Raw genomic sequence first — 21,525 nt, forward strand, 5'->3', positions numbered from 1 at the left:
GGCACGCTCTGCACTCCGGGACCGACCGGTCTTTCACGTAGGTCAAGAGGGGGAAGGCAGGAATTCAGCGATGCGACAGGGCACCCGCAAGGGACTGATGACCGTGGCGGCGGCGACCGGCGTGATCGCCGCCGCGAGCGGCCACGCCCACGCCGACTCGGGCGCGAGCGGCTCCAGTTCGAACTCGCCGGGCGTGCTGTCCGGCAACACCGTGCAGGCGCCGGTGCATGTGCCGGTCAACGTCTGCGGCAACACCGTCAACGTCGTCGGCATCCTCAACCCGGCGGTCGGCAACTCCTGCGCCAACCAGGGCGGGGGCAAGGCCTCGTCCGGCGGCTACGGCGACGACGGCTCCAGTGGCCACGGCTCCTCCGGGGCGCACGCGGACGGGCACGCCGAGGACTCACCCGGCATCGGCTCCGGCAACCACGTCCAGGCGCCGGTGCACGTGCCGGTCAACGTCTGCGGCAACAGCGTCGACATCATCGGCGTCGGCAACGCGGCCAAGGACAACGACTGCGCCAACGGCGGCGGCAACGGTCACACCACGCCGCCGGGGGAAGGTGGGGGTACGACCCCGCCGGGCGACCCCGGTAACCCGGGCAACCCTGGTGACCCCGGTAACCCGGGCGATCCCGAGCAGCCCAGCACGCCGGGTGACGACGGCCCCGGCACCGGCGTGGACGACGGCTCCGGCTCCGGCGTGGACGACGGCTCCGGCTCCGGGAACGGCGACCGCCCCGGCGTCTCGTCCGTCACCCAGCTCGGCGACGACTCCCAGCTCGCCCAGACCGGCAGCGAGCTGCCGATGGGCGCGGCCGCGGCGCTGGGCGTGGGCACGCTGCTGGCGGGCGCCGTGCTGTACCGCAGGGCGCGCGCCTCGGCGTAGCGCGTCCGGCAGCAGCACACCCGCCACCGGCAACGGAGCGGGCCCCGCCACCCCGGCGGGGCCCGCTCCGCTCCGCTTCGCCCCCTCAGCTCACCACGTGGCCCGCACCTGGCGGATGATCCGCCGGCGCAGCCGCACCCTGCGGCTGCCGTCGCGCAGCAGGCTCAGGCGGTGCAACTCCCAGTGTCCGTACTCGGCATGGTCCGTCAGCAGGCGCGTGGCGTCCTTGCGGGAGGTCCCGCGCGGTACGTACACGTCGACAAATTCGTATTCCGGCATCGCATCTATTGTGCGGGCAACGGCCCAGTACGGATAGCGTCTGCTCTATGTCTGATGCTGCGCAGCCCAACGCTGCCGAGGTACGCGCCGCCGCCGAGGCGGTCAAGACCGCGCTCGACCGTCATCTCGCGGCGGTCGAACGCAGGTCGGGGGAGGACGACCCGGCCGTCTACGAGGCGTTCAACCAGCTGGCCGCGGCCGCAGAGGCGTACGACGAGCTGCTCTACGACCGTTATGACGAGGTCACGCCCTTCGAGATCCCCGGTGCCGAGGACACGCTGCCGCCGTACACCGGGCCCGAGGAACCGAACGCCCTGAGTGTGCTGATCCGCCGCGACTACGCGGTGGCGGAGCCACAGCGACTGATGGCGCAGGCCCAGCGGATCGAGGCGGCGGACGAGGACAGCACGGACGCGGAGGGCGCGAGCACGGTCCACGGCGCGTTGGGCATCCTCTTCGGCGAGTTCGAACCGGACGAGATCGCCTCCCGGCACAAGGAGTTCGGCCTGGAGGAGGGCGACTCCACGCTGTGGGTCACGGCGGCGGAGGAACCGGCCGACCCCGGCGAGTGGCTGGAGGCCCCGTTCGAGAACGTCGACCCGCAGAGCGTGGTCTGCCGCTTCGACGTCAGCGCCGTGTTCGACGAGGACGAGCCGGACGACGACGAAGATGATCCCGACGACCCCGACGACCCCGACGATCTGGAGGACGACCTCGACCTGGACGAGGACGAGGACCTGGAACCACTGGACGCGGACCGCCGCTGACCAGGCACGCAGCGAACGGCAGGCGGCAGCCACGGGGACACCCCGTGGCTGCCGCCTTCTGCCGGGGTCCGGCTCAGGGCACCTCCACCGCCACCTGCGCGCCGAGAAGCACCGGCAGCCGAGTCGTCCGTGGCTTCGCCGGGACCTCCGCGACCGCCTTCGGCAGGGCCTGTTCCACGCCGTGGACCACCGACAGGTGCCGTTCCGCGCGGCCGAACGCCGTGTACACCCAGGGCCGGCTCAGGGCCTGCGCGGCGTCGCCGGGCAGGACCGCGACCACCGCGGGCCAGCGGGTCCCCACCGCCTGGTGCGCGGTCAGGGCCCACCCGTGGCGTACGGAGTGCTCCACCCGCTCCTTCGGTACGACCACGGCGTCCCCGGCGCACGACAGGTGCAGCCCCTCGGCGTCGGCCTTGACCACGTGGCCGGGGAGCGTACGGCCCGGCGTGGGGGAGTAGGCGACGCGGTCCCCGGGGTCGAAGCCGCCGAAGCGTCCGGGGCCGGGATTGAGCCGCTCCTTCAGCGCGGCGTTCAGCGCCCGCGTCCCCGCCGCGCCCCCGTGCCCCGGCGTGATGACCACCGTCTGCTCCGGGGGTACGCCGATGGCCCGCGGCACCGAGTCGGCGACGAGCTGCACGGTCCGGTGCACCGCCTCGCCCGCGTCGCGCACCGGCACGATCACGACCTCCTTGCCGGGCGCCTCGACCTGGAGCAGCTCGCCCACGCCGACCCCGGACACCAGCTCGCCCAGCGGGCCGGGATCGGGCCTTCGGGAGGCGATGTGGGGGCAGGTGCGCACCGCCAGCAGATCCGCGAAGACCCGCCCGGGGCCGATGGACCACAGCACCCCCGGATCCCCGGCCAGCACCAGCCGCGCCCCGTCCGGCAGTGACTCGACCAGCAGCGCGGCCGTCTCCACGTCGAGCTGGGGCGCGTCGAGTACGACGAGCAGATCGAGGTCGAGCGCGCCGTCCGCGTCCCGCCCCGGCCCCTCCGCCCCGGACAGCAGCCCGGCGACCGTGGTCACCCCGGCCTCCGGCCCGCCCATCAGCGCCGAGAACTGCCCCCGGCCGACAGGACTGTGCGCGGCGGCCCACACCCGCAGGCCGAGCCCCCGCGCCGCCCGCACCAGCTCCGCCGCCTCGGCCCGGGACGCCTCCCCGCCGGTGTGCAGCACCAGCCCGTGTCCGGCGACCGCCCGGATCAACTCGGCGGCCGCCCCCTGGGCGCCGGTCACTGCCCGCTCCCACGCCTCGGCCGAACCGTCCCCCTTCGGCACCGAGTTGATCAACCGGGCCAGACCGTCGGCCAGGCTCTCCTCCGCGAGCGCGTACCGCTCCAGCCCGACCAGGACCCGGACAGGACGCTCCTGGCCCTCGCCTTCGCCCTCGCTCTCCTCCAGCCCGTCCTGGAAGGCCAGGGCGTCGCCCTCGGCGAGCGCCCCCTGCACGGCCCCCTCCGGATCCGGTACCCCCCGCTGCGCCAGCGCGGCGGTCAGCGCCGGCATCTCCAGCGCGGTGTGCCCGGCGAGCGCCGCCTGCTCCAGGAGCCACACGGTGACCGCCCGCCCCCGCCGCTCGTCGTCGGGCCCGCACTCCGCCCCCAGCAGCGCCCGCGCGAACCCGTCGGCCTGCTCCGGCCGCACACCGCCGACCCGCAGCAACTGCCAGGGATCGGCGCGCAGCAGTTCCTCCGCGCCCTCACCCAGCGCCGTCGCGACCTGCGTGGCAAGCGTCTCGGGAGCACCGCCCTGGCTCAGCACCCGCCGCACGCCCTCGACGACCCCGGGCGCCGGCGCGCCCGCCGCGACCGGCACCACGGGCTGCGTCCGCCGTACCGGCTCCGGGGCCTGCCGCCGGGGCGGCGGCTCCTCGAACACGGTCGCGGGCGGCTTGTCCCCGCTCTCCACCGCACGCACGGCCGCGAGCAGTTCGGCGGCCTTCCCGCTGAGCTTCGCACCGGCCTCGACGGGCCCCTGCCGCTCCGCCTTGCGCCGCTCGATCCGCTCCCGCTCCACCCGCTGAGCCACCAACTCGGCCTCGGCCTCGGAGAGTTCACGCCCCCCGGCGTCGGCCTCGGTCTCCCCGGCGTCCGCAGCCTCGGCCTCAGCCTCCGACTGCTCATCACCCCCGGCACTCGCCGTCTCCGACTGCGCACCACCCCCAGTGCTCGCAGGCGCCCCCGACACCCCACCGCCCCCAGCATCCGAAGCCTCGGTCTCCGCAGCCTCGGTCTCCGCGGCGTCCGGCTTCCTCGGCTCGGCGTCCTCGGTGGTCTCCGGCTCCGTGCTCACAGCGTGCTCCAGTCGTGATCGGGATAGCGGTGCACAGGCGCCGACACATCGTCGAGCGCCCGGCAGATCTCGTCAGGAAGACTAAGCGCCTCCACTGACAACGCCGCCGTGAGCTGCTGCGCGGTGCGCGCACCGACGATCGGCGCCGCCACGCCGGGCCGGTCCCGCACCCACGCGAGGGCCACCTGGAGAGGCGTGACCGCCAGCCCGTCCGCCGCCGTCGCCACGGCGTCCACGACGCGGCTCGCGGTGTCGTCGAGATACGGCTCGACGAAGGGCGCCAGATGCTCCGAGGCCCCCCGCGAGTCCGGCGGCAGGGCGTTGCCCCGGTACTTGCCGGTCAGCACACCCCGCCCCAGCGGCGACGACGGCAACATCCCGATGCCCAGGTCCAGCGCGGCCGGCAGCACCTCCCGCTCGACGCCGCGCTGCAGCAGCGAGTACTCCATCTGCGTACTCGCCAGCCTCGTCCGCGCCCCGGGCGCCGCCAGCTGCCAGGTCGCCGCCTTCGCCAGCTGCCAGCCGCAGAAGTTGGAGACCCCCGCGTACCGCGCCCGCCCGCTGCTCACCGCCAGGTCCAGCGCGTGGAGCGTCTCCTCCAGCGGGGTGTCCGGGTCGAAGGCGTGGATGTGCCACAGGTCGACGTAGTCCGTGCCGAGCCGGGCGAGCGAGGCGTCCAGCGCGGCCAGCAGATGCCCCCGCGACCCGTCGAACCGCCGGTCCGGGTCGGGCACGCTCCCGGCCTTGGTCGACAGCACCAGGTCCCGTCGCGGCACGAGCCCTTCCATGAGCCGCCCGAGCAGGTACTCGGCCTCACCGTCCCCGTAGACGTCCGCGGTGTCCACGAGCGTCCCGCCCGCTTCCCAGAACGTCTTCAGCAGGTCCGCGGCATCATGCTCATCGGTGTCCCGTCCCCAGGTCAGGGTGCCGAGTCCGATCCGGGACACACGCAGGCCGGTACGGCCGAGATGCCTCTGCTCCATGTCCGCCGAGATTACTGGCCAGAACTGGCGCCGTGGGTTGCCTGTGGACAACCGATTTCCCTGATCGGGCCCCCACGCTAAGGTCGACGCCACAAGGCACGTTACTGATCAGTAAGGGGAAGGCCATGCAGCTCGGGATCAACCTCGGCTACTGGGGCGCCGGAATGGACGCGGACAACCTCGCCGTGGCCCAGGAGGCCGACCGCCTCGGATACGCCGTCTGCTGGGCCGCCGAGGCCTACGGCTCCGACGCCGCCACCGTGCTCAGCTGGGTCGCCGCCCAGACGGAACGCATCGACGTCGGCTCGGCCATCTTCCAGATCCCGGCACGCCAGCCCGCGATGACCGCGATGACCGCCGCCACCCTGGACTCGCTGTCCGGCGGCCGGTTCCGCCTCGGCCTCGGCGTCTCCGGCCCGCAGGTCTCCGAGGGCTGGTACGGCGTCAAGTTCGACAAGCCGCTGTCCCGCACGCGCGAGTACGTCGAGATCGTCCGCAAGGCCATGACCCGCGAACGCCTCTCCTACGACGGCGAGCACTGGACGCTGCCCCTCCCCGGCGGCCCCGGCAAGCCGATCAAGCTCACCGTGCACCCGCAGCGCGAGCACATCCCGCTGTACATCGCCGCGATCGGCCCCAAGAACCTGGAACAGACCGGCGAGATCGCCGACGGCGCCCTGCTGATCTTCCCGTCCGCCGACCACCTGGAGGACACCGCGATCAAGCACCTGCGCGCGGGGCGTGAGAAGGCCGGCAAGACCATGGACGGCTTCGACGTCTGTCCGACCCTGCCGCTCGCCGTCGGCGACGACAAGGACGTCACCGCCCTCGCCGACACCTTCCGCCCCTACACCGCCCTGTACGTCGGCGGCATGGGCAGCCCCAAGCAGAACTTCTACAACCAGCTCGCCCGGCGCATGGGCTACGAGCAGCAGGCCGCCGAGATCCAGGACAAGTACCTCTCCGGCGACAAGCAGGGCGCCGCGGCCGCCGTACCGCACGAGCTGATCGACCAGACCACACTGCTCGGCTCCGTGGACCGCATCGCCGACCGGATGAAGGCCTACGCCGCGGCCGGGGTCACGACGCTGTCGCTGGCGCCCGCCGGCTTCACGCTGGAGGAACGGCTCGCCTCGCTGCGGGCGGGTTCCGAGGCGCTGGAGCGGGCCGGGCTCGCGTAACGCGTCGTAGCGCCGCCGGAGAGGTCTCCACGGCCGTGGTGGGGGCTCGGGGGCCTTCCCCGCCACGGCCGTCACCGGGAACAACGCGCCGACCAGCGCGCGGTTACGCTCCCGACGCGCCCCCGTCGGCCCATCTTTCGATGGAGTTGTCCGACACAACTGTTGCCCTACGACTGCGCGAGCATTTGACTCGTTCTTTGCGGAATTCTGCAGAGAGGTGCTCTCAGATGCTTTCGGCCAAGAGTCTGTTCCAGGAGATCCTCGACAACGACCAGTCGTTCCGGCTGTTCTGCTCCATCGCGGCCAGCGGTGAGGCGCAGGGCGGCTGGGAGAACGCCCGGATCGCCGCGCTCGTGCCCGCGAGCGAGCGCGACCTCGCCCCCAAGATCACCCGCCATGGCGCGGACGAGGACAAGCACGGGCGGATCTTCAACGCGCTGCTGAAGAAGCGCGGCCTCGAACCCGTCGAGGTCCCGCCGGACACCGACTACACGATGCTGCTGGAGAAGCAGGGCATCGGCCTCGCACACGAGAAGCTCAAGGCGGACCAGCCGCTCACCGTGCAGGACATCATCACGTACCTCGCGCACAGCCGCGTCACCGAACAGCGCGCCGCCGACCAGATGGTGATGCTGAAGAAGTACTTCGTGGACCACCCGGTGGTCGGCAGGGCGGTCCGGATGATCTCCAACGACGAGGACAACCACCTCGCCTACACGCACGAGGAACTGCTGCGCTTCGCCGCCGCCGGACACGGCCGCCACATCCGGCGCACCCTGCGCGAGACCGCCCTCGCCGAGATCCGCGTCTACCGGGACGTCAGCCTCGCGGTCATGGCCCGCATGGGCCGCATCCTCGGCTGGTCCCGGCCGAAGGCCGCGGTGCTCGCGTTCGGCATCCACGCCATGTACTGCTACGAGCGGCTCGGCGGCTGGCGGCGCATGGCGACCCTGAAGATGCCCGACCGCCGCAACGCCCTCGGCGGCCCGGCCGCCGCCGCCCCCGAGTTCGCCTGAGCGAGTACCGCCGCGCTGTACGGGCCCGCCCGCCTGAGGGGGCGCGGACGTACCGCGCGGCGGAACTACGGCAGCAGTGAGCTGCCGCTCGAAGGCTCGGCACTCTCCTTCCTGCGCCTACCCTGGGCCGCATGCCCACGCTGATCCTCGTCCGGCACGGACGCTCCACCGCCAACACCGAGGGACTGCTCGCCGGCTGGACGCCCGGCGTCGCCCTCGACGAGCGCGGCGCCGCGCAGGCCGCCGCGCTGCCCGGGCGGCTCGCCGAGCTGCCGATCGCCGAGGTCGTCACCAGCCCGCTGCAGCGCTGCCAGGAGACGATCCGGCCGCTGCTCGACGCCCGCCCCGAACTGCGCGCCCACACCGACGAGCGGATCGCGGAGTGCCACTACGGCGACTGGTCCGGGCGCAAGCTCGCCGAGCTCAAGGACGAACCCCTCATGGAGGTGGTGCAGGCCCATCCGACGGCGGCCGTCTTCCCGGGCGGTGAGTCGATGCGAGCGATGCAGCACCGGGCCGCGGAGGCGGTACGGGAGTGGAACGCGCGCGTGGAGCGCGATCACGGCGCCGACGCCGTGTACCTCATGTGCTCGCACGGGGACATCATCAAGGCCCTCGTCGCCGACGCACTCGGGCTTCATCTCGACCTCTTCCAGCGGATTTCCGTAGAACCGTGCTCCATCACCGCCATCCGTTACACCCGTCTCAGGCCGTTCCTCGTGCGCCTCGGGGACACCGGCGACTTCGCGTCCCTGGTGCCGCGCGAGGAACCGCCCGGCGGGGACGCACCGGTCGGGGGCGGTGCGGGCGCACCGTGATCGTCGGCCGCAGTAGGGTGAAGCGGTCGCAGTAACGCCGTACTTGTCCGCAGCCGAGCGTCCGCACGGCGGCCGGTCGGTCCCGAAGTCGATGTCGACCCACGATCAATGGAGACAGGACGTGTCCCGTCAGGTGTTCCTCTACGACCCCCCGGACCGCTTCGTGGCCGGTACGGTCGGACTGCCCGGGCGCCGTACCTTCTTCCTCCAGGCCACCGCCGGCTCCCGGGTGACCAGCGTGGCCCTGGAGAAGACTCAGGTCGCAGCGCTCGCCGAGCGCATGGACGAGCTGCTCGACGAGGTGGTCCGGCGCAGCGGCGGCAACGCCGCCGTGCCGGCCGTGGCCCCCGCCGAGATCGCCGACAGCGCCCCGCTGGAGACCCCCATCGAGGAGGAGTTCCGGGTCGGCACCATGGCCCTCGCCTGGGACGGCGAGGAGCAGCGCATGATCGTCGAGGCGCAGGCGCTGGTGGAGCTCGACGCCGACACCGAGGAGGACCTCGCCGAGGCCGAGGAGCGGCTCCTCCAGGACGAGGAGAACGGCCCCCCGATGCTGCGGGTCCGGCTCACCGGCGCGCAGGCCCGCGCCTTCGCCAAGCGCGCCCTCGACGTCGTCAACGCCGGCCGGCCGCCCTGCCCGCTGTGCAGTCTGCCGCTCGACCCGGAAGGACACGTATGTCCGCGCCAGAACGGATACCGCCGCGGAGCATGACCTCCGAGCAGCTGCTCGCCACCGGTGAGCTGACCGTGCGCGGACGCATCCGTGACGCCTCCAACGCGGCCCTGTACTGCACAATCGCGTACGACGGCCAGGAGGCCACCTGCGTGTACAAGCCCGTCGCGGGGGAGCGGCCCCTGTGGGACTTCCCCGACGGGACCCTGGCCCAGCGCGAGGTCGCCGCGTACGAGGTCTCCGAGGCGACCGGCTGGGGGCTGGTCCCGCCCACCGTGCTGCGCGACGGGCCGTACGGCGAGGGCATGTGCCAGCTGTGGATCGAGGCGCGGCCGGACGCCGAGCTGCTCGCCCTCGTCGACGCCGAGGAGCCCGCCCCCGGCTGGAAGGCGATCGGCTTCGCCGAGGTCGGCGAGGGCAAGACCGCGCTGCTGGTGCACGCCGATGACGAGCGGCTGCGGCGGCTCGCCGTGCTCGACGCGGTGATCAACAACGCCGACCGCAAGGGCGGTCATCTGCTGCCGACCGGGGACGGGCAGCTGTACGGCATCGACCACGGGGTCACCTTCAACGTCGAGAACAAGCTGCGCACGCTCCTGTGGGGCTGGGCCGGCGAGCCGCTCACCGCGGAGGCCGTGGAGGTCCTCCAGCGGCTCCAACGGGAGCTGAAGACGGACGGGCCGCTCGCCGAGCGGCTGGGCGCGCTGATCACCGACGCCGAGATCGACGCGACCCGCGCGCGGGTCGACGTACTGCTCGCCACCGGGACGCACCCGGAACCGGGCGGGGAGTGGCCGGCGATTCCGTGGCCGCCGGTGTGAGGGCACGGCCGCCGCTGTGACGGGCACATCCGGGATGACAGGCACATCCGCGGGGATCGCGCGCGTGGGCCTTCCCGGCCATCCCGCCTGGTCCGGTTCGTATACGGAACTCCAGTCCGGTTAGGCTCAAGACATGCATGCCTGGCCCGCTTCCGAGGTCCCCGCCCTGCCTGGCAAGGGCCGCGACCTGAGGATCCACGACACCGCGACCGGTGGGCTCGTCACCCTCGACCCCGGTCCCGTCGCCCGTATCTACGTCTGCGGCATCACCCCGTACGACGCGACCCACATGGGTCACGCGGCGACCTACAACGCGTTCGACCTCGTGCAGCGCGTGTGGCTCGACACCAAGCGGCAGGTCCAGTACGTGCAAAACGTCACCGACGTCGACGATCCTCTCCTGCAGCGGGCCGACCGCGACGGCCTCGACTGGGTCGCCCTCGCCGAGCGGGAGACCGCGCTGTTCCGCGAGGACATGACCGCCCTGCGGATGCTGCCCCCGCAGCACTACATCGGCGCCGTCGAGGCGATACCCGGCATCATGCCGCTGGTGGAGCGGCTGCGCGACATGGGCGCGGCCTACGAACTCGAAGGCGACATCTACTTCTCCGTCGAGTCCGACCCCCACTTCGGCAAGGTGTCCCACCTGGACGCCGCCGCCATGCGGCTGCTCTCCGCCGAGCGCGGCGGCGACCCGGACCGCCCGGGCAAGAAGAACCCCGTCGACCCGATGCTGTGGATGGCGGCCCGCGAGGGCGAGCCGAGCTGGGACGGCGGTTCGCTCGGCCGGGGCCGGCCCGGCTGGCACATCGAGTGCGTGGCCATCGCCCTCGACCACCTCGGGATGGGCTTCGACGTCCAGGGCGGCGGCTCCGACCTCGCCTTCCCGCACCACGAGATGGGCGCCTCGCACGCCCAGGTGCTGACCGGCGAGTTCCCCATGGCCAAGGCTTATGTGCACGCCGGCATGGTCGCCCTCGACGGCGAGAAGATGTCCAAGTCCAAGGGCAACCTGGTCTTCGTCTCCCAGCTGCGCCGCGAGGGCGTCGACCCGGCCGCGATCCGGCTCGCCCTGCTCGCCCACCACTACCGGGCCGACTGGGAGTGGACCGACCAGGTGCTCCGGGACGCCGTGGCCCGGCTCGACCGCTGGCGCTCGGCGGTCTCCCGGCCCGACGGGCCGAGCGCCGACACGCTGGTCGAGGAGATCCGCGAGGCCCTCGCCGACGACCTGAACGCCCCGGCCGCGCTCGTCGCGGTCGACCGCTGGGCGGCTCGGCAGCAAGAGCGGGGCGGTACGGACATGGGCGCCCCCGGCGTCGTGGCCCGTGCTGTGGACGCGCTGTTGGGCGTGGCCCTGTAGGACACCACTGTGGGCCGCTCCCTCCCGGCGGGGGAAGCGGCCCACACGGCTGCGCTCACTCCTCGGACGAGTCCTCTTCGTCGTTGCCCGGCTTCGGCGGGCGGGGTCGGCCGCTCGGGTTGTCCCGCAGGAACGGCGGGATCTCGCCGCCGTCCGCCGTCGCGTGCCCGCCGGGCATGGGCGGGGTGCCGCCGTCCCGGCGCCGCAGATACCGCTCGAACTCGCGGGCGATCGCCTCGCCCGACGCCTCCGGCAGCTCCGCGGTGTCCCGGGCCTCCTCCAGCGTCTGCACGTACTCCGCGACCTCGCTGTCCTCGGCGGCCAGCTGGTCCACGCCCACCTGCCAGGCACGCGCGTCCTCGGGCAGCTCGCCCAGCGGGATGCGGATGTCGATCAGGTCCTCCAGACGGTTGAGCAGGGCCAGCGTCGCCTTCGGATTGGGCGGCTGCGACACGTAGTGCGGTACGGCCGCCCAGAGCGACACCGCCGGTACGCCCGCGTGCGTGCACGCCTCCTGCAGGACGCCGACGATGCCCGTCGGACCCTCGTACTTGGTCTCCTCCAGGTCCATCCGGCGGGCCAGGTCCGGGTCGGACGTGGTCCCGCTGATCGGGACCGGACGGGTGTGCGGGGTGTCGCCGAGCAGGGCGCCGAGGATCACCACCAGCTCCACGCCCAGCTCGTGCGCGAAGCCGAGCAGCTCGTTGCAGAACGAGCGCCAGCGCATGGACGGTTCGATGCCGCGGACCAGCACCAGGTCACGCGGCTTCTCGCCGCCGACCCGGACCACCGACAACCTTGTCGTCGGCCAGGTGATCTTGCGGACGCCGGCGTCCATCCACACCGTGGGCCGGTTCACCTGGAAGTCGTAGTAGTCCTCGGCGTCCAGCGCCGCGAACACCTCGCCCTTCCACTCCCTCTCGAGATGCGCGACCGCGGTGGAGGCGGCGTCGCCGGCATCGTTCCAGCCCTCGAACGCGGCCACCATGACCGGGTCGATCAGCTCGGGAACCCCCTCGAGCTCGATCACCCAGTGCCTCCTTCCGACGTGCCTCGCCTGACGCCCCAACCTTACGGCGTGCGGCGGGGGCGCCCGCAGCCCCCTTGCACGGGGGAGTGAACGGAACACTGCCCCGTTCGTCACCCCGGGACACCCGCGATTCATCCGAGCTGTCACAGCGCGTTCACAGGGCGGACCGGCTGCGCGCCGAGCGCCGCCAACCGGTCAGTGAGCGCGTCGAGTTCGCGCTCGCCGAGGTGCGCGGCCGCCATCGCCGTGGCGGCGGGCTCGACGTACGGACGGGGGCGGCTCCGTCGGCGTGGAGCCGCCCCCGTCCATGGCGTTCGGCTACTTCTTGTCGAGCAGGTCCTGGACCTTGGCGCGGACGTCGTCCGTGGCCAAGCCGCGGATCGTCAGGGTCGTGCGGCGACGCAGCACGTCGTCCGCGGTCTCGGCCCACTCGTGGTCGCGGGCCCAGACGACCTGGGCCCAGATCTCCGGGGCGTCCGGGTGGACGCGCTGGGCGAGCTCGGGGTCGTCGTTGGCGAGGCGGGCGATGTCGAAGGCCAGCGAGCCGTAGTGCGTGGCCAGGTGCTTGGCGGTGTCGGCGCCCATGCGCGGGCCCGGTGCCGGACGGTCGGTCAGCAGCCGGTGGGCGACCGCGCGCGGGTTGGCGACACCCGGCAGCGGCAGCTTCTTCGGCAGCGAGGCGATCGGCTCGAAGTCCTCGCCGAGCGGGCGGCCCGGCAGCGACTCCAGCTTCTTCATGATCGTCCGGCCGATGTGGCGGAAGGTCGTCCACTTGCCGCCCGCGACGGACAGCATCCCGCCCCGGCCCTCGGTGACCACCGTCTCGCGCTTGGCCTTCGCGGTGTCGCCGGGACCGCCCGGCAGCACCCGCAGCCCCGCGAACGCGTACGTGATCAGATCCCGGTCGAGCTGCTGGTCGCGGATGGAGAACGCGGCCTCGTCGAGTATCTGGGCTATGTCCTTGTCGTTGACGGCCACATCGGCCGGGTCGCCCTCGTACACCTCGTCGGTGGTGCCGAGCAGCAGCATGTCCTCCCAGGGGAGGGCGAAGGTGATGCGGTACTTGTCGATGGGGGTGGCGAGCGCGGCCTTCCAGGGGGAGGTGCGCTTCAGGACCAGATGCGCGCCCTTCGACAGGCGAATGGACGGCGCGGCATTGGGGTCCTCCATCCTGCGCAGGTGGTCGACCCAGGGGCCGGTCGCGTTCAGCACGAGGCGGGCGCTGACGCCGAACTCGTCACCGGACAGCCGGTCCTTGAGCTCGGCGCCGGTCACCCGGCCCTGGGTGAAGCGCAGGCCGGTGACCTCGGCGTGGTTGAGGACGACCGCGCCCGCCTCGACGGCCGCGCGGACCGTCATCAGCGCCATCCGGGCGTCGTTCATCTGGTCGTCGCCGTAGACGGCCACGGCCTTGAGGTTCTCGGTGCGCAGCTCGGGCACGTCCGCCTGCGCCTTGGCAGGCGAGAGCAGGTGGCCGACGCCGTCACCGAAGGCGGACAGTGCGGAGTAGGCGAAGACGCCCGCGCCGAGCTTCGCGGCGCCGTGCGGGCCCCCCTTGTACACGGGGAGGTAGAAGGTGAGCGGGTTCGCCAGGTGGGGGGCCACCTGGCGGGAGACCGCACGGCGTTCGAAGTGGTTCTCCGCCACCAGCTTCACCGCGCCGGTCTGCAGGTAGCGCAGACCGCCGTGGAGGAGCTTGGAGGAGGCGGAGGAGGTGGCGCCGGCGAAGTCGCCGGCGTCGACCAGCGCCACCCTGAGGCCGGACTGCGCGGCGTGCCAGGCGGTGGAGATGCCCAGGATGCCGCCGCCGATCACGAGAAGGTCGTACGACGCCTTGGCGAGCTGCTCCCGGGTCTCGGCTCGGCTCGGGTTCGAGCCGGAGGCCGGGCGCGTGCCCAGGGCAGGCACGGACTGCAGGGTGGACTGGCTGGTCATGTCGGGTTTTTACTCCTCGTCAGCCGACTGTGCGTCAGCTCTCGTCGAATCAGCTCTCGTCTTCGTCGAGCCAGCCCATGGTCCGCTCGACGGCCTTGAGCCAGCTCTTGTACTCACGGTCACGGGTGTCCGCGTCCATGCGGGGGGTCCACTCGGCGGCCCGCCGCCAGTTGGCGCGCAGCTCGTCGGTGCTGGACCAGAAGCCGACGGCGAGACCGGCGGCGTAGGCGGCGCCGAGGCAGGTGGTCTCGGCGACCATCGGGCGCACCACGGGGGCGTCCACGAAGTCAGCGAGGGTCTGCATCAGCAGGTTGTTGGAGGTCATACCGCCGTCGACCTTCAGCGCGGTCAGCTCGACGCCGGAGTCCTTCGTCATGGCGTCGGCGATCTCCCGCGTCTGCCAGGCGGTGGCCTCCAGCACGGCGCGGGCGAGGTGTGCCTTGGTGACGTACCGGGTCAGGCCGGCGATGACACCGCGGGCGTCGGAGCGCCAGTAGGGGGCGAACAGACCGGAGAAGGCGGGCACGAAGTAGGCGCCGCCGTTGTCCTCGACCGTCAGCGCGAGCGTTTCGATCTCGGCGGCGGTGGAGATCAGGCCCATCTGGTCGCGCATCCACTGCACCAGCGCGCCGGTGACGGCGATGGAGCCTTCCAGGGCGTAGACCGGCTTCTGTCCGCCGATCTGGTAGCCGACGGTGGTCAGCAGGCCGCTGTAGGAGTTGATGAGCTTGTCACCGGTGTTCATCACCATGAAGGTGCCGGTGCCGTAGGTCGACTTGGTCTCGCCCTCGGAGAAGCAGGTCTGGCCGAACAGGGCGGCCTGCTGGTCGCCGAGTGCGGAGGCGACGGGGATGCCGCCGAGGAGGTCGCCGAGCTTGCCGCCGGTGATCTCGCCGTAGACCTCGGCGGAGGAGCGGATCTCGGGCAGCATCGCCAGCGGCACGCCGATGGACTCGGCGATCTTCTCGTCCCACTGCATGGTGTGGAGGTTCATCAGCAGGGTGCGGGAGGCGTTGGTGACGTCGGTGACGTGGTGGCCGCCGTTGACGCCGCCGGTCAGGTTCCAGATGACCCAGGTGTCCATGGTGCCGAAGAGGATGTCGCCGGCTTCGGCGCGCTCCTTCAGGCCCTCGACGTTGTCGAGCAGCCAGCGGGCCTTGGGGCCGGAGAAGTAGGAGGCCAGCGGCAGGCCGGTTTCGCGGCGGAAACGGTCCTGGCCGACGTTGCGGCCGAGTTCCCGGCACAGGGCGTCGGTGCGGGTGTCCTGCCAGACGATGGCGTTGTGGACGGGCTCACCGGTGTTCTTGTCCCACAGCACGGTGGTTTCGCGCTGGTTGGTGATGCCGATGGCCTTGATGTCGTCGCGGGTGATGCCGGCCTTGTCGATGGCTCCGGCGACGACTTCCTGGACGTTGGTCCAGATCTCGGTGGCGTTGTGCTCGACCCAGCCCGGCTTGGGGAAGATCTGCTCGTGCTCCTTCTGGTCGACGGAGACGATCCGGCCGTCCCGGTCGAAGACGATGCAGCGGCTGGAGGTCGTGCCCTGGTCGATCGCGGCGATGAAGGGGCCGGCGGTGTGGGCGTCGGTCACTGTGTGCTCCTGGAAGTCCGTGTGGTCTGGGGCTGGTTACGGCGTGATGCGTGCGGCCGCGAGAGCGGACGTACCCGTTTCTCAGGCAAAAGCGACGTTGTAGAGGCCTGCGGCGGCTGCGGCGCCGATCAGCGGGCCGACCACCGGGACCCAGGCGTAGGACCAGTCGGACCCGCCCTTGTTGGGCAGGGGCAGAAGGGCGTGCACGATGCGCGGGCCGAGGTCACGGGCCGGGTTGATGGCGTAGCCGGTCGGGCCGCCCAGAGAGAGGCCGATGCCGACCACGACGAGGGCGACCATCAGACCGCCCAGCGTGCCCAGGCCGTTGCCGCTGTCGTTCAGGCCCTGCGTGAGGACGGCGATGACCAGCACGAACGTACCGATGATCTCCGTGCCGAGGTTCATCGCCGCGTGCCGGATCTCCGGTCCGGTGGAGAAGACGCCGAGCACCGGGCCGGCGCCCTGCTCCTGCGCCTCGACCGCCTTGGCCTGGGTGGACTGTGCGCCCGGGCCGCCGACGATCTCCTTGTCGGTGAGGTGCGCGTGGAACTGGCCGTAGTAGGCGAGCCAGACCAGGGCCGCGCCGATCATGGCGCCGAGCAGCTGTCCGCCCCAGTAGATCGGAACGTTGTTCCAGTCGTTGTCCTTGATCGCGATGCCGAGGGTGACGGCCGGGTTGAGGTGGGCGCCGGACAGCGGCGCCGAGATGTAGACGGCCGTGAGCACCGCGAAGCCCCACCCGAAGGTGATGGCGAGCCAGCCGGCGTTGCGGGCCTTGGAGGCCTTGAGAACCACGGCGGCGACCACGCCTCCGCCGAGGAGGATGAGTATGGCGGTACCGATGGTCTCGCCGATGAAGATGTCGGAGCTGGACACCCGCGACTCCTTTGTCCTTCGTCCAGGGGAAGCTGAACCCCGCGTCCCTACGGAGGTCAGTCGGCCCTTGGCGTTGTCACACTCTAGCGCGTATTGCCGGTAGCTGTTCGACAATGCCGACCGATGGACGGGAGTCTTGCTTCGGCGTTACGCGGACGTCAAGAGCTCTCTCATGGAAAGCGCGATGCTGGTTGATTGTGTTGAGTTCTGGGTCGATGGATCATGCAGATCCCGATACAACCAGTTATGCCCGTTTCAGGGTAGGCCGAGAGCCGGAACGCCGTACGACGCCCCGGTGTCTCCCCCGGATTTCCCCTGGGTGCCGCTCAGAAGCGCTGAGTTTGTGCTGCTCAGAAGCGCCCGGCGCCCAGATCGCGCGACACCGCGCGGGCGCAGTCCCGTACCGCGGCGATCAGCTCGGGCCGCAGCTCCCCGTCCCGGTACAGCCGTTCCACCGCTCCGGTGATGCCGACCGCGCCGACCGGCATGCGCCGCCGGTCGTGGATGGGCGCGGCGATGGAGGCGACGCCCTCCCAGGTCTCCTCGACGTCCGCGGCGTACCCGCGCGCGCGGATGAGGTCCAGCATCTGTTCGAAGTCGCTCAGATCGCACACGGTGCGGTCGGTGAAGGCCTTGCGGTCGGACTCCAGGGCTTCGCTGTGCGCGACCGGGTCGTAGGCCGACAGGACCTTGCCCAGAGCCGTGGAGTGCAGCGGCTGCATGGCGCCGATCTCCAGCACTTGCCGGCTGTCGTCGGGCCGGAAGACGTGGTGCACGATCAGCACGCCCTGCTGGTGCAGCACCCCCAGGTAGACGCTCTCGCCGCTGGAGCGGGCCAGGTCGTCCGTCCACACCAGGGCACGCGCGCGCAGCTCGTGCACATCGAGGTAGGTGGTGCCCAGGCGCAGCAGCTCGGCGCCCAGCTGATAGCGCCCGGAGGCCTCCTCCTGCTCGACGAAGCCCTCCTGCTGGAGGGTGCGCAGGATGCCGTGGGCGGTGCCCTTGGCAAGGCCCAGTGAGGAGGCGATGTCCGACAGGCCCAGCCTTCGCTCGCCGCCCGCGAGCAGGCGCAGCAGCGCGGCCGCCCGTTCGAGCGACTGGATGTTCCGTGCCATCGCCGTCCTGCCTCCGTCCCCTTCGACCGTCGAGCTACGACGTCGCTGCCGCCGTCCGGCAATGTCCACTGTTCGGCAATGCCGAACACTACCGGTCCATGCCGACCTCCCGCCAATGGGTGGTCGGCAGTTGTTGTGTCCCTCGTCCCCCAGAGGCCCCCAGAGGTTCCCCAGGCGTCCCCGAGGGGCGACCCGGAGGCCATCCTGGTCCGCCTCGTGGACGCCCCTGACCATAGGCGGTCGGTCCCGGCTACCCTGGCCGCGTGCGCTCTTCCCCCGGACACTCCGGACGAGCATCCGAAGGAAGCGCAAAGCCGACAGCCGTCGCACTCCAGGGAGCCCCTTACATGGCCTCGTCGCCGCAGTCCCCCGCCACCGACAGCCGGACCCGTGCGTCCGCCCTCCGTGAGGCACTCGCCACCCGTGTGGTCGTCGCCGACGGAGCGATGGGCACCATGCTCCAGGCGCAGGACCCCACACTCGACGACTTCCAGAACCTCGAGGGCTGCAACGAGGTACTCAACGTCACCCGCCCGGACATCGTCCGTTCCGTGCACTCCGCGTACTTCGACGCGGGCGTGGACTGCGTGGAGACGAATACCTTCGGCGCGAACCTCTCCGCCCTCGGCGAGTACGACATCGCCCACCGCGTCGGCGAGCTGTCCGAGGCCGGTGCCCGCATCGCCCGCGAGACGGCCGACGACTACGCGCGGCGGACCGGGCAGCAGCGCTGGGTGCTGGGCTCCATGGGCCCCGGCACCAAGCTGCCCACCCTCGGCCACACCACCTTCGGCGCCATCCGCGACGCCTACCAGCAGAACGCCGAGGGCCTGCTCGCGGGCGGCGCCGACGCGCTGCTCGTGGAGACCACGCAGGACCTGCTCCAGACCAAGGCCTCGGTCGTCGCCGCCCGCCGGGCGATGGAGACGGCCGGGTACGACGTGCCGCTGATCGTCTCGGTGACCGTCGAGACCACCGGCACGATGCTGCTGGGCTCCGAGATCGGCGCCGCGCTGACCGCGCTGGAGCCGCTCGGCATCGACATGATCGGCCTGAACTGCGCGACCGGCCCGGCCGAGATGAGCGAGCACCTGCGCTTCCTCGCCCGCCACTCCCGCGTCCCGCTGTCGTGCATGCCGAACGCCGGTCTGCCCGTGCTGACCGCGGCCGGCGCCCACTACCCGCTGACCGCGCCGGAACTGGCCGACGCCCAGGAGAACTTCGTCCGCGACTACGGCCTGTCCCTGGTCGGCGGCTGCTGCGGTACGACACCGGAGCACCTGCGCCAGGTCGTCGAGCGGGTCCGCGACCTCGCCCCGGCCGAGCGCGCCCCGCGCCCGGAGCCGGGCGCCGCCTCCCTCTACCAGTCGGTGCCGTTCCGCCAGGACACCTCGTACCTGGCCATCGGCGAGCGCACCAACGCCAACGGCTCGAAGAAGTTCCGCGAGGCCATGCTGGCCGGCCGCTGGGACGACTGCGTGGAGATGGCGCGGGAGCAGATCCGCGAGGGCGCGCACATGCTCGACCTGTGCGTGGACTACGTCGGCCGGGACGGCGTCGCCGACATGGAGGAACTGGCCGGCCGCTTCGCCACCGCCTCCACGCTGCCCATCGTCCTCGACTCCACCGAGGTCGACGTCATCCGGGCGGGCCTGGAGAAGCTCGGCGGCCGCGCGGTCATCAACTCCGTCAACTACGAGGACGGCGACGGCCCCGAGTCCCGCTTCGCCAAGGTGACCGGGCTGGCCCAGGAGCACGGCGCGGCGCTGATCGCGCTGACCATCGACGAGGAGGGCCAGGCCCGCACCGTCGAGAAGAAGGTCGAGATCGCCGAACGGCTGATCGCCGATCTGACCGGCAACTGGGGCATCCGCGAGGAGGACATCCTCATCGACTGCCTCACCTTCACGATCTGCACCGGCCAGGAGGAGTCCCGCCAGGACGGCATCGCCACCATCGAGGCGATCCGCGAGCTGAAGCGCCGTCACCCGGACGTGCAGACCACACTGGGCCTGTCGAACATCTCCTTCGGCCTGAACCCGGCCGCCCGCATCCTGCTCAACTCCGTCTTCCTCGACGAGTGCGTCAAGGCGGGCCTGGACTCGGCGATCGTGCACGCGTCGAAGATCCTGCCGATCGCCCGCTTCGACGAGGAGCAGGTGAGCACGGCCCTGGACCTGATCTACGACCGCCGCAGCGAGGGCTACGACCCCCTCCAGAAGCTGATGCAGCTCTTCGAGGGCGCCACCGCCAAGTCGCTGAAGGCGGGCAAGGCGGAGGAGCTGGCCGCGCTTCCCCTGGAGGAGCGTCTGCAGCGGCGCATCATCGACGGCGAGCGCAACGGCCTGGAGGCCGACCTCGACGAGGCCCTGGAGAGCCGCCCGGCGCTGGACATCGTCAACGACACGCTCCTGGAGGGCATGAAGGTCGTCGGTGAGCTGTTCGGTTCCGGCCAGATGCAGCTGCCGTTCGTGCTCCAGTCCGCCGAGGTGATGAAGGCCGCCGTCGCCTACCTCGAACCGCACATGGAGAAGACCGACGACGACGGCAAGGGCACGATCGTGCTGGCCACCGTGCGCGGCGACGTGCACGACATCGGCAAGAACCTGGTCGACATCATCCTGTCCAACAACGGCTACAACGTCGTCAACCTGGGCATCAAGCAGCCGGTCTCCGCGATCCTGGAAGCCGCCGAGGAGCACAAGGCCGACGTCATCGGCATGTCCGGACTCCTGGTGAAGTCCACGGTGATCATGAAGGAGAACCTGGAGGAGCTCAACGCCCGGGGCCTGGCCGCCGGCTACCCGGTCATCCTCGGCGGCGCCGCCCTCACACGCGCCTACGTCGAGCAGGACCTGCACGAGATCTACGAGGGCGAGGTCCGCTACGCCCGGGACGCCTTCGAGGGCCTGCGCCTGATGGACGCCCTGATCGGCGTCAAGCGGGGCGTGCCGGGAGCGAAGCTGCCGGAGCTGAAGCAGCGCCGGGTGCGGGCGGCCACCGTCGAGGTCGAGGAGCGCCCCGAGGAGGGCCACGTCCGCTCCGACGTCGCCACCGACAACCGCATCCCCGAGCCGCCGTTCTGGGGCACCCGCGTCATCAAGGGCATCCAGCTCAAGGAGTACGCCTCCTGGCTCGACGAGGGCGCCCTGTTCAAGGGCCAGTGGGGCCTGAAGCAGGCCCGCACCGGTGAGGGACCGTCGTACGAGGAACTCGTCGAGACGGAGGGCCGGCCGCGGCTGCGCGGGCTGCTGGACCGGCTCCAGACGGAGAACCTGCTGGAAGCGGCCGTGGTCTACGGCTACTTCCCGTGCGTCTCCAAGGACGACGACCTGATCATCCTCGACGAGGCGGGCAACGAGCGCACCCGCTTCACCTTCCCCCGCCAGCGCCGAGGCCGCCGCCTGTGCCTGGCGGACTTCTTCCGCCCGGAGGAGTCCGGCGAGACGGACGTCGTCGGCCTCCAGGTCGTCACCGTCGGCTCCCGCATCGGCGAGGAGACCGCCCGGCTGTTCGCGTCCGACTCCTACCGCGACTACCTCGAACTGCACGGCCTGTCCGTGCAGCTGGCCGAGGCACTCGCCGAGTACTGGCACGCGCGCGTGCGCGCCGAACTCGGCTTCGCGGGCGAGGACCCGGCCGACATCGAGGACATGTTCGCGCTGAAGTACCGCGGCGCCCGCTTCTCGCTGGGCTACGGCGCCTGCCCCGACCTGGAGGACCGGGCGAAGATCGCCGACCTCCTGGAGCCGGAGCGGATCGGCGTGCGGCTGTCCGAGGAGTTCCAGCTCCACCCCGAGCAGTCCACCGACGCCATCGTCATCCACCACCCGGAGGCGAAGTACTTCAACGCACGGTGACGTGGGATACGACTCCGCGTGACACTCCTCACCGC

The 21,525-nt window shown here is 71.6% G+C and carries 17 protein-coding genes and 1 pseudogene; 9 read left to right on the forward strand and 9 right to left on the reverse strand.

Going from position 1 to position 21,525, the window contains the following annotated elements:
• Nucleotides 1-70 precede the first annotated feature (70 nt).
• Nucleotides 71-889, forward strand: a complete 819-nt coding sequence (locus HJD23_RS34400; protein WP_171113363.1) for a chaplin — start codon at nucleotides 71-73, stop codon at nucleotides 887-889.
• Nucleotides 890-979: 90 nt separating this feature from the next.
• Here HJD23_RS34400 and HJD23_RS34405 read toward each other — a convergent pair whose 3' ends face one another.
• On the reverse strand, nucleotides 980-1,168 hold the full coding sequence (locus tag HJD23_RS34405) for a DUF5703 family protein (protein WP_171113365.1): 189 nt from the start codon (nucleotides 1,166-1,168) through the stop codon (nucleotides 980-982).
• Nucleotides 1,169-1,215: 47 nt separating this feature from the next.
• Between HJD23_RS34405 and HJD23_RS34410 the strand changes: the two genes are divergently transcribed.
• Entirely contained in the window at nucleotides 1,216-1,935 is a 720-nt protein-coding gene (locus HJD23_RS34410; RefSeq protein WP_171113366.1) for a hypothetical protein, read from the forward strand.
• A gap of 73 nt (nucleotides 1,936-2,008) precedes the next feature.
• Here HJD23_RS34410 and HJD23_RS34415 read toward each other — a convergent pair whose 3' ends face one another.
• Together HJD23_RS34415 and HJD23_RS34420 are read right to left on the reverse strand one after the other, a co-directional pair.
• Nucleotides 2,009-4,228 (reverse strand): helix-hairpin-helix domain-containing protein, encoded by a 2,220-nt coding sequence (locus HJD23_RS34415; RefSeq protein ID WP_171113368.1) that lies wholly within the window; start codon nucleotides 4,226-4,228, stop codon nucleotides 2,009-2,011.
• Complete coding sequence (locus tag HJD23_RS34420; RefSeq protein WP_171113370.1) at nucleotides 4,225-5,211, reverse strand: aldo/keto reductase; 987 nt, start codon at nucleotides 5,209-5,211, stop codon at nucleotides 4,225-4,227. The genes HJD23_RS34415 and HJD23_RS34420 overlap by 4 nt, the downstream gene beginning before the upstream one ends.
• A 125-nt stretch (nucleotides 5,212-5,336) precedes the next feature.
• On the opposite strand from HJD23_RS34420, the gene HJD23_RS34425 reads away from it, so the two are divergent.
• The 6 genes from HJD23_RS34425 to mshC all read left to right on the forward strand — a co-directional run bounded on the left by HJD23_RS34425 (nucleotide 5,337) and on the right by mshC (nucleotide 11,083).
• Nucleotides 5,337-6,392 carry an LLM class F420-dependent oxidoreductase gene (locus HJD23_RS34425; protein WP_171113372.1) on the forward strand — a complete coding sequence of 352 codons (1,056 nt, stop codon included), beginning with the start codon at nucleotides 5,337-5,339 and terminating at the stop codon, nucleotides 6,390-6,392.
• A 227-nt stretch (nucleotides 6,393-6,619) separates the two neighbouring features.
• Nucleotides 6,620-7,408: a ferritin-like domain-containing protein gene (locus HJD23_RS34430; RefSeq protein ID WP_171113374.1), complete on the forward strand. Its 789-nt coding sequence runs from the start codon at nucleotides 6,620-6,622 to the stop codon at nucleotides 7,406-7,408.
• Between the two features lie 131 nt (nucleotides 7,409-7,539).
• The gene (locus HJD23_RS34435; RefSeq protein ID WP_171113376.1) at nucleotides 7,540-8,226 is read left to right on the forward strand and encodes a histidine phosphatase family protein; all 687 of its coding nucleotides are present in this window, start codon (nucleotides 7,540-7,542) and stop codon (nucleotides 8,224-8,226) included.
• A gap of 121 nt (nucleotides 8,227-8,347) precedes the next feature.
• The gene (locus tag HJD23_RS34440) at nucleotides 8,348-8,938 is read left to right on the forward strand and encodes a DUF3090 domain-containing protein (protein ID WP_171113378.1); all 591 of its coding nucleotides are present in this window, start codon (nucleotides 8,348-8,350) and stop codon (nucleotides 8,936-8,938) included.
• Nucleotides 8,902-9,720, forward strand: coding sequence for an SCO1664 family protein (locus HJD23_RS34445; RefSeq protein ID WP_171113380.1), 819 nt, complete (start codon nucleotides 8,902-8,904; stop codon nucleotides 9,718-9,720). The genes HJD23_RS34440 and HJD23_RS34445 overlap by 37 nt, the downstream gene beginning before the upstream one ends.
• Before the next feature lie 133 nt (nucleotides 9,721-9,853).
• On the forward strand, nucleotides 9,854-11,083 hold the full coding sequence (gene mshC, locus HJD23_RS34450; protein ID WP_171113382.1) for a cysteine--1-D-myo-inosityl 2-amino-2-deoxy-alpha-D-glucopyranoside ligase: 1,230 nt from the start codon (nucleotides 9,854-9,856) through the stop codon (nucleotides 11,081-11,083).
• Between the two features lie 55 nt (nucleotides 11,084-11,138).
• Here the strand turns inward: mshC and HJD23_RS34455 are convergent, their stop codons facing one another.
• From HJD23_RS34455 to HJD23_RS34475, 6 genes and pseudogenes are all read right to left on the reverse strand, one after another.
• On the reverse strand, nucleotides 11,139-12,113 hold the full coding sequence (locus HJD23_RS34455; protein WP_171113384.1) for a PAC2 family protein: 975 nt from the start codon (nucleotides 12,111-12,113) through the stop codon (nucleotides 11,139-11,141).
• 167 nt (nucleotides 12,114-12,280) lie between these two features.
• Nucleotides 12,281-12,376: pseudogene (locus tag HJD23_RS45075) on the reverse strand (GntR family transcriptional regulator); the annotation flags it as partial.
• A gap of 55 nt (nucleotides 12,377-12,431) precedes the next feature.
• Nucleotides 12,432-14,048, reverse strand: a complete 1,617-nt coding sequence (locus HJD23_RS34460; protein WP_171113385.1) for a glycerol-3-phosphate dehydrogenase/oxidase — start codon at nucleotides 14,046-14,048, stop codon at nucleotides 12,432-12,434.
• A 49-nt stretch (nucleotides 14,049-14,097) separates the two neighbouring features.
• Nucleotides 14,098-15,639 (reverse strand): glycerol kinase GlpK, encoded by a 1,542-nt coding sequence (gene glpK, locus HJD23_RS34465; protein ID WP_171113387.1) that lies wholly within the window; start codon nucleotides 15,637-15,639, stop codon nucleotides 14,098-14,100.
• An 81-nt stretch (nucleotides 15,640-15,720) separates the two neighbouring features.
• Complete coding sequence (locus tag HJD23_RS34470; protein ID WP_171113389.1) at nucleotides 15,721-16,515, reverse strand: MIP/aquaporin family protein; 795 nt, start codon at nucleotides 16,513-16,515, stop codon at nucleotides 15,721-15,723.
• Nucleotides 16,516-16,865: 350 nt separating this feature from the next.
• Nucleotides 16,866-17,630, reverse strand: coding sequence for an IclR family transcriptional regulator (locus tag HJD23_RS34475; protein WP_171113391.1), 765 nt, complete (start codon nucleotides 17,628-17,630; stop codon nucleotides 16,866-16,868).
• A 347-nt stretch (nucleotides 17,631-17,977) separates the two neighbouring features.
• On the opposite strand from HJD23_RS34475, the gene metH reads away from it, so the two are divergent.
• Nucleotides 17,978-21,490: a methionine synthase gene (gene metH / locus HJD23_RS34480; RefSeq protein ID WP_171113393.1), complete on the forward strand. Its 3,513-nt coding sequence runs from the start codon at nucleotides 17,978-17,980 to the stop codon at nucleotides 21,488-21,490.
• Nucleotides 21,491-21,525: the final 35 nt, after the last annotated feature.

It is taken from the genome of Streptomyces sp. Z423-1 (genome assembly GCF_013009255.1).
Classification (GTDB): Bacteria; Actinomycetota; Actinomycetes; order Streptomycetales; family Streptomycetaceae; genus Streptomyces; species Streptomyces gossypiisoli.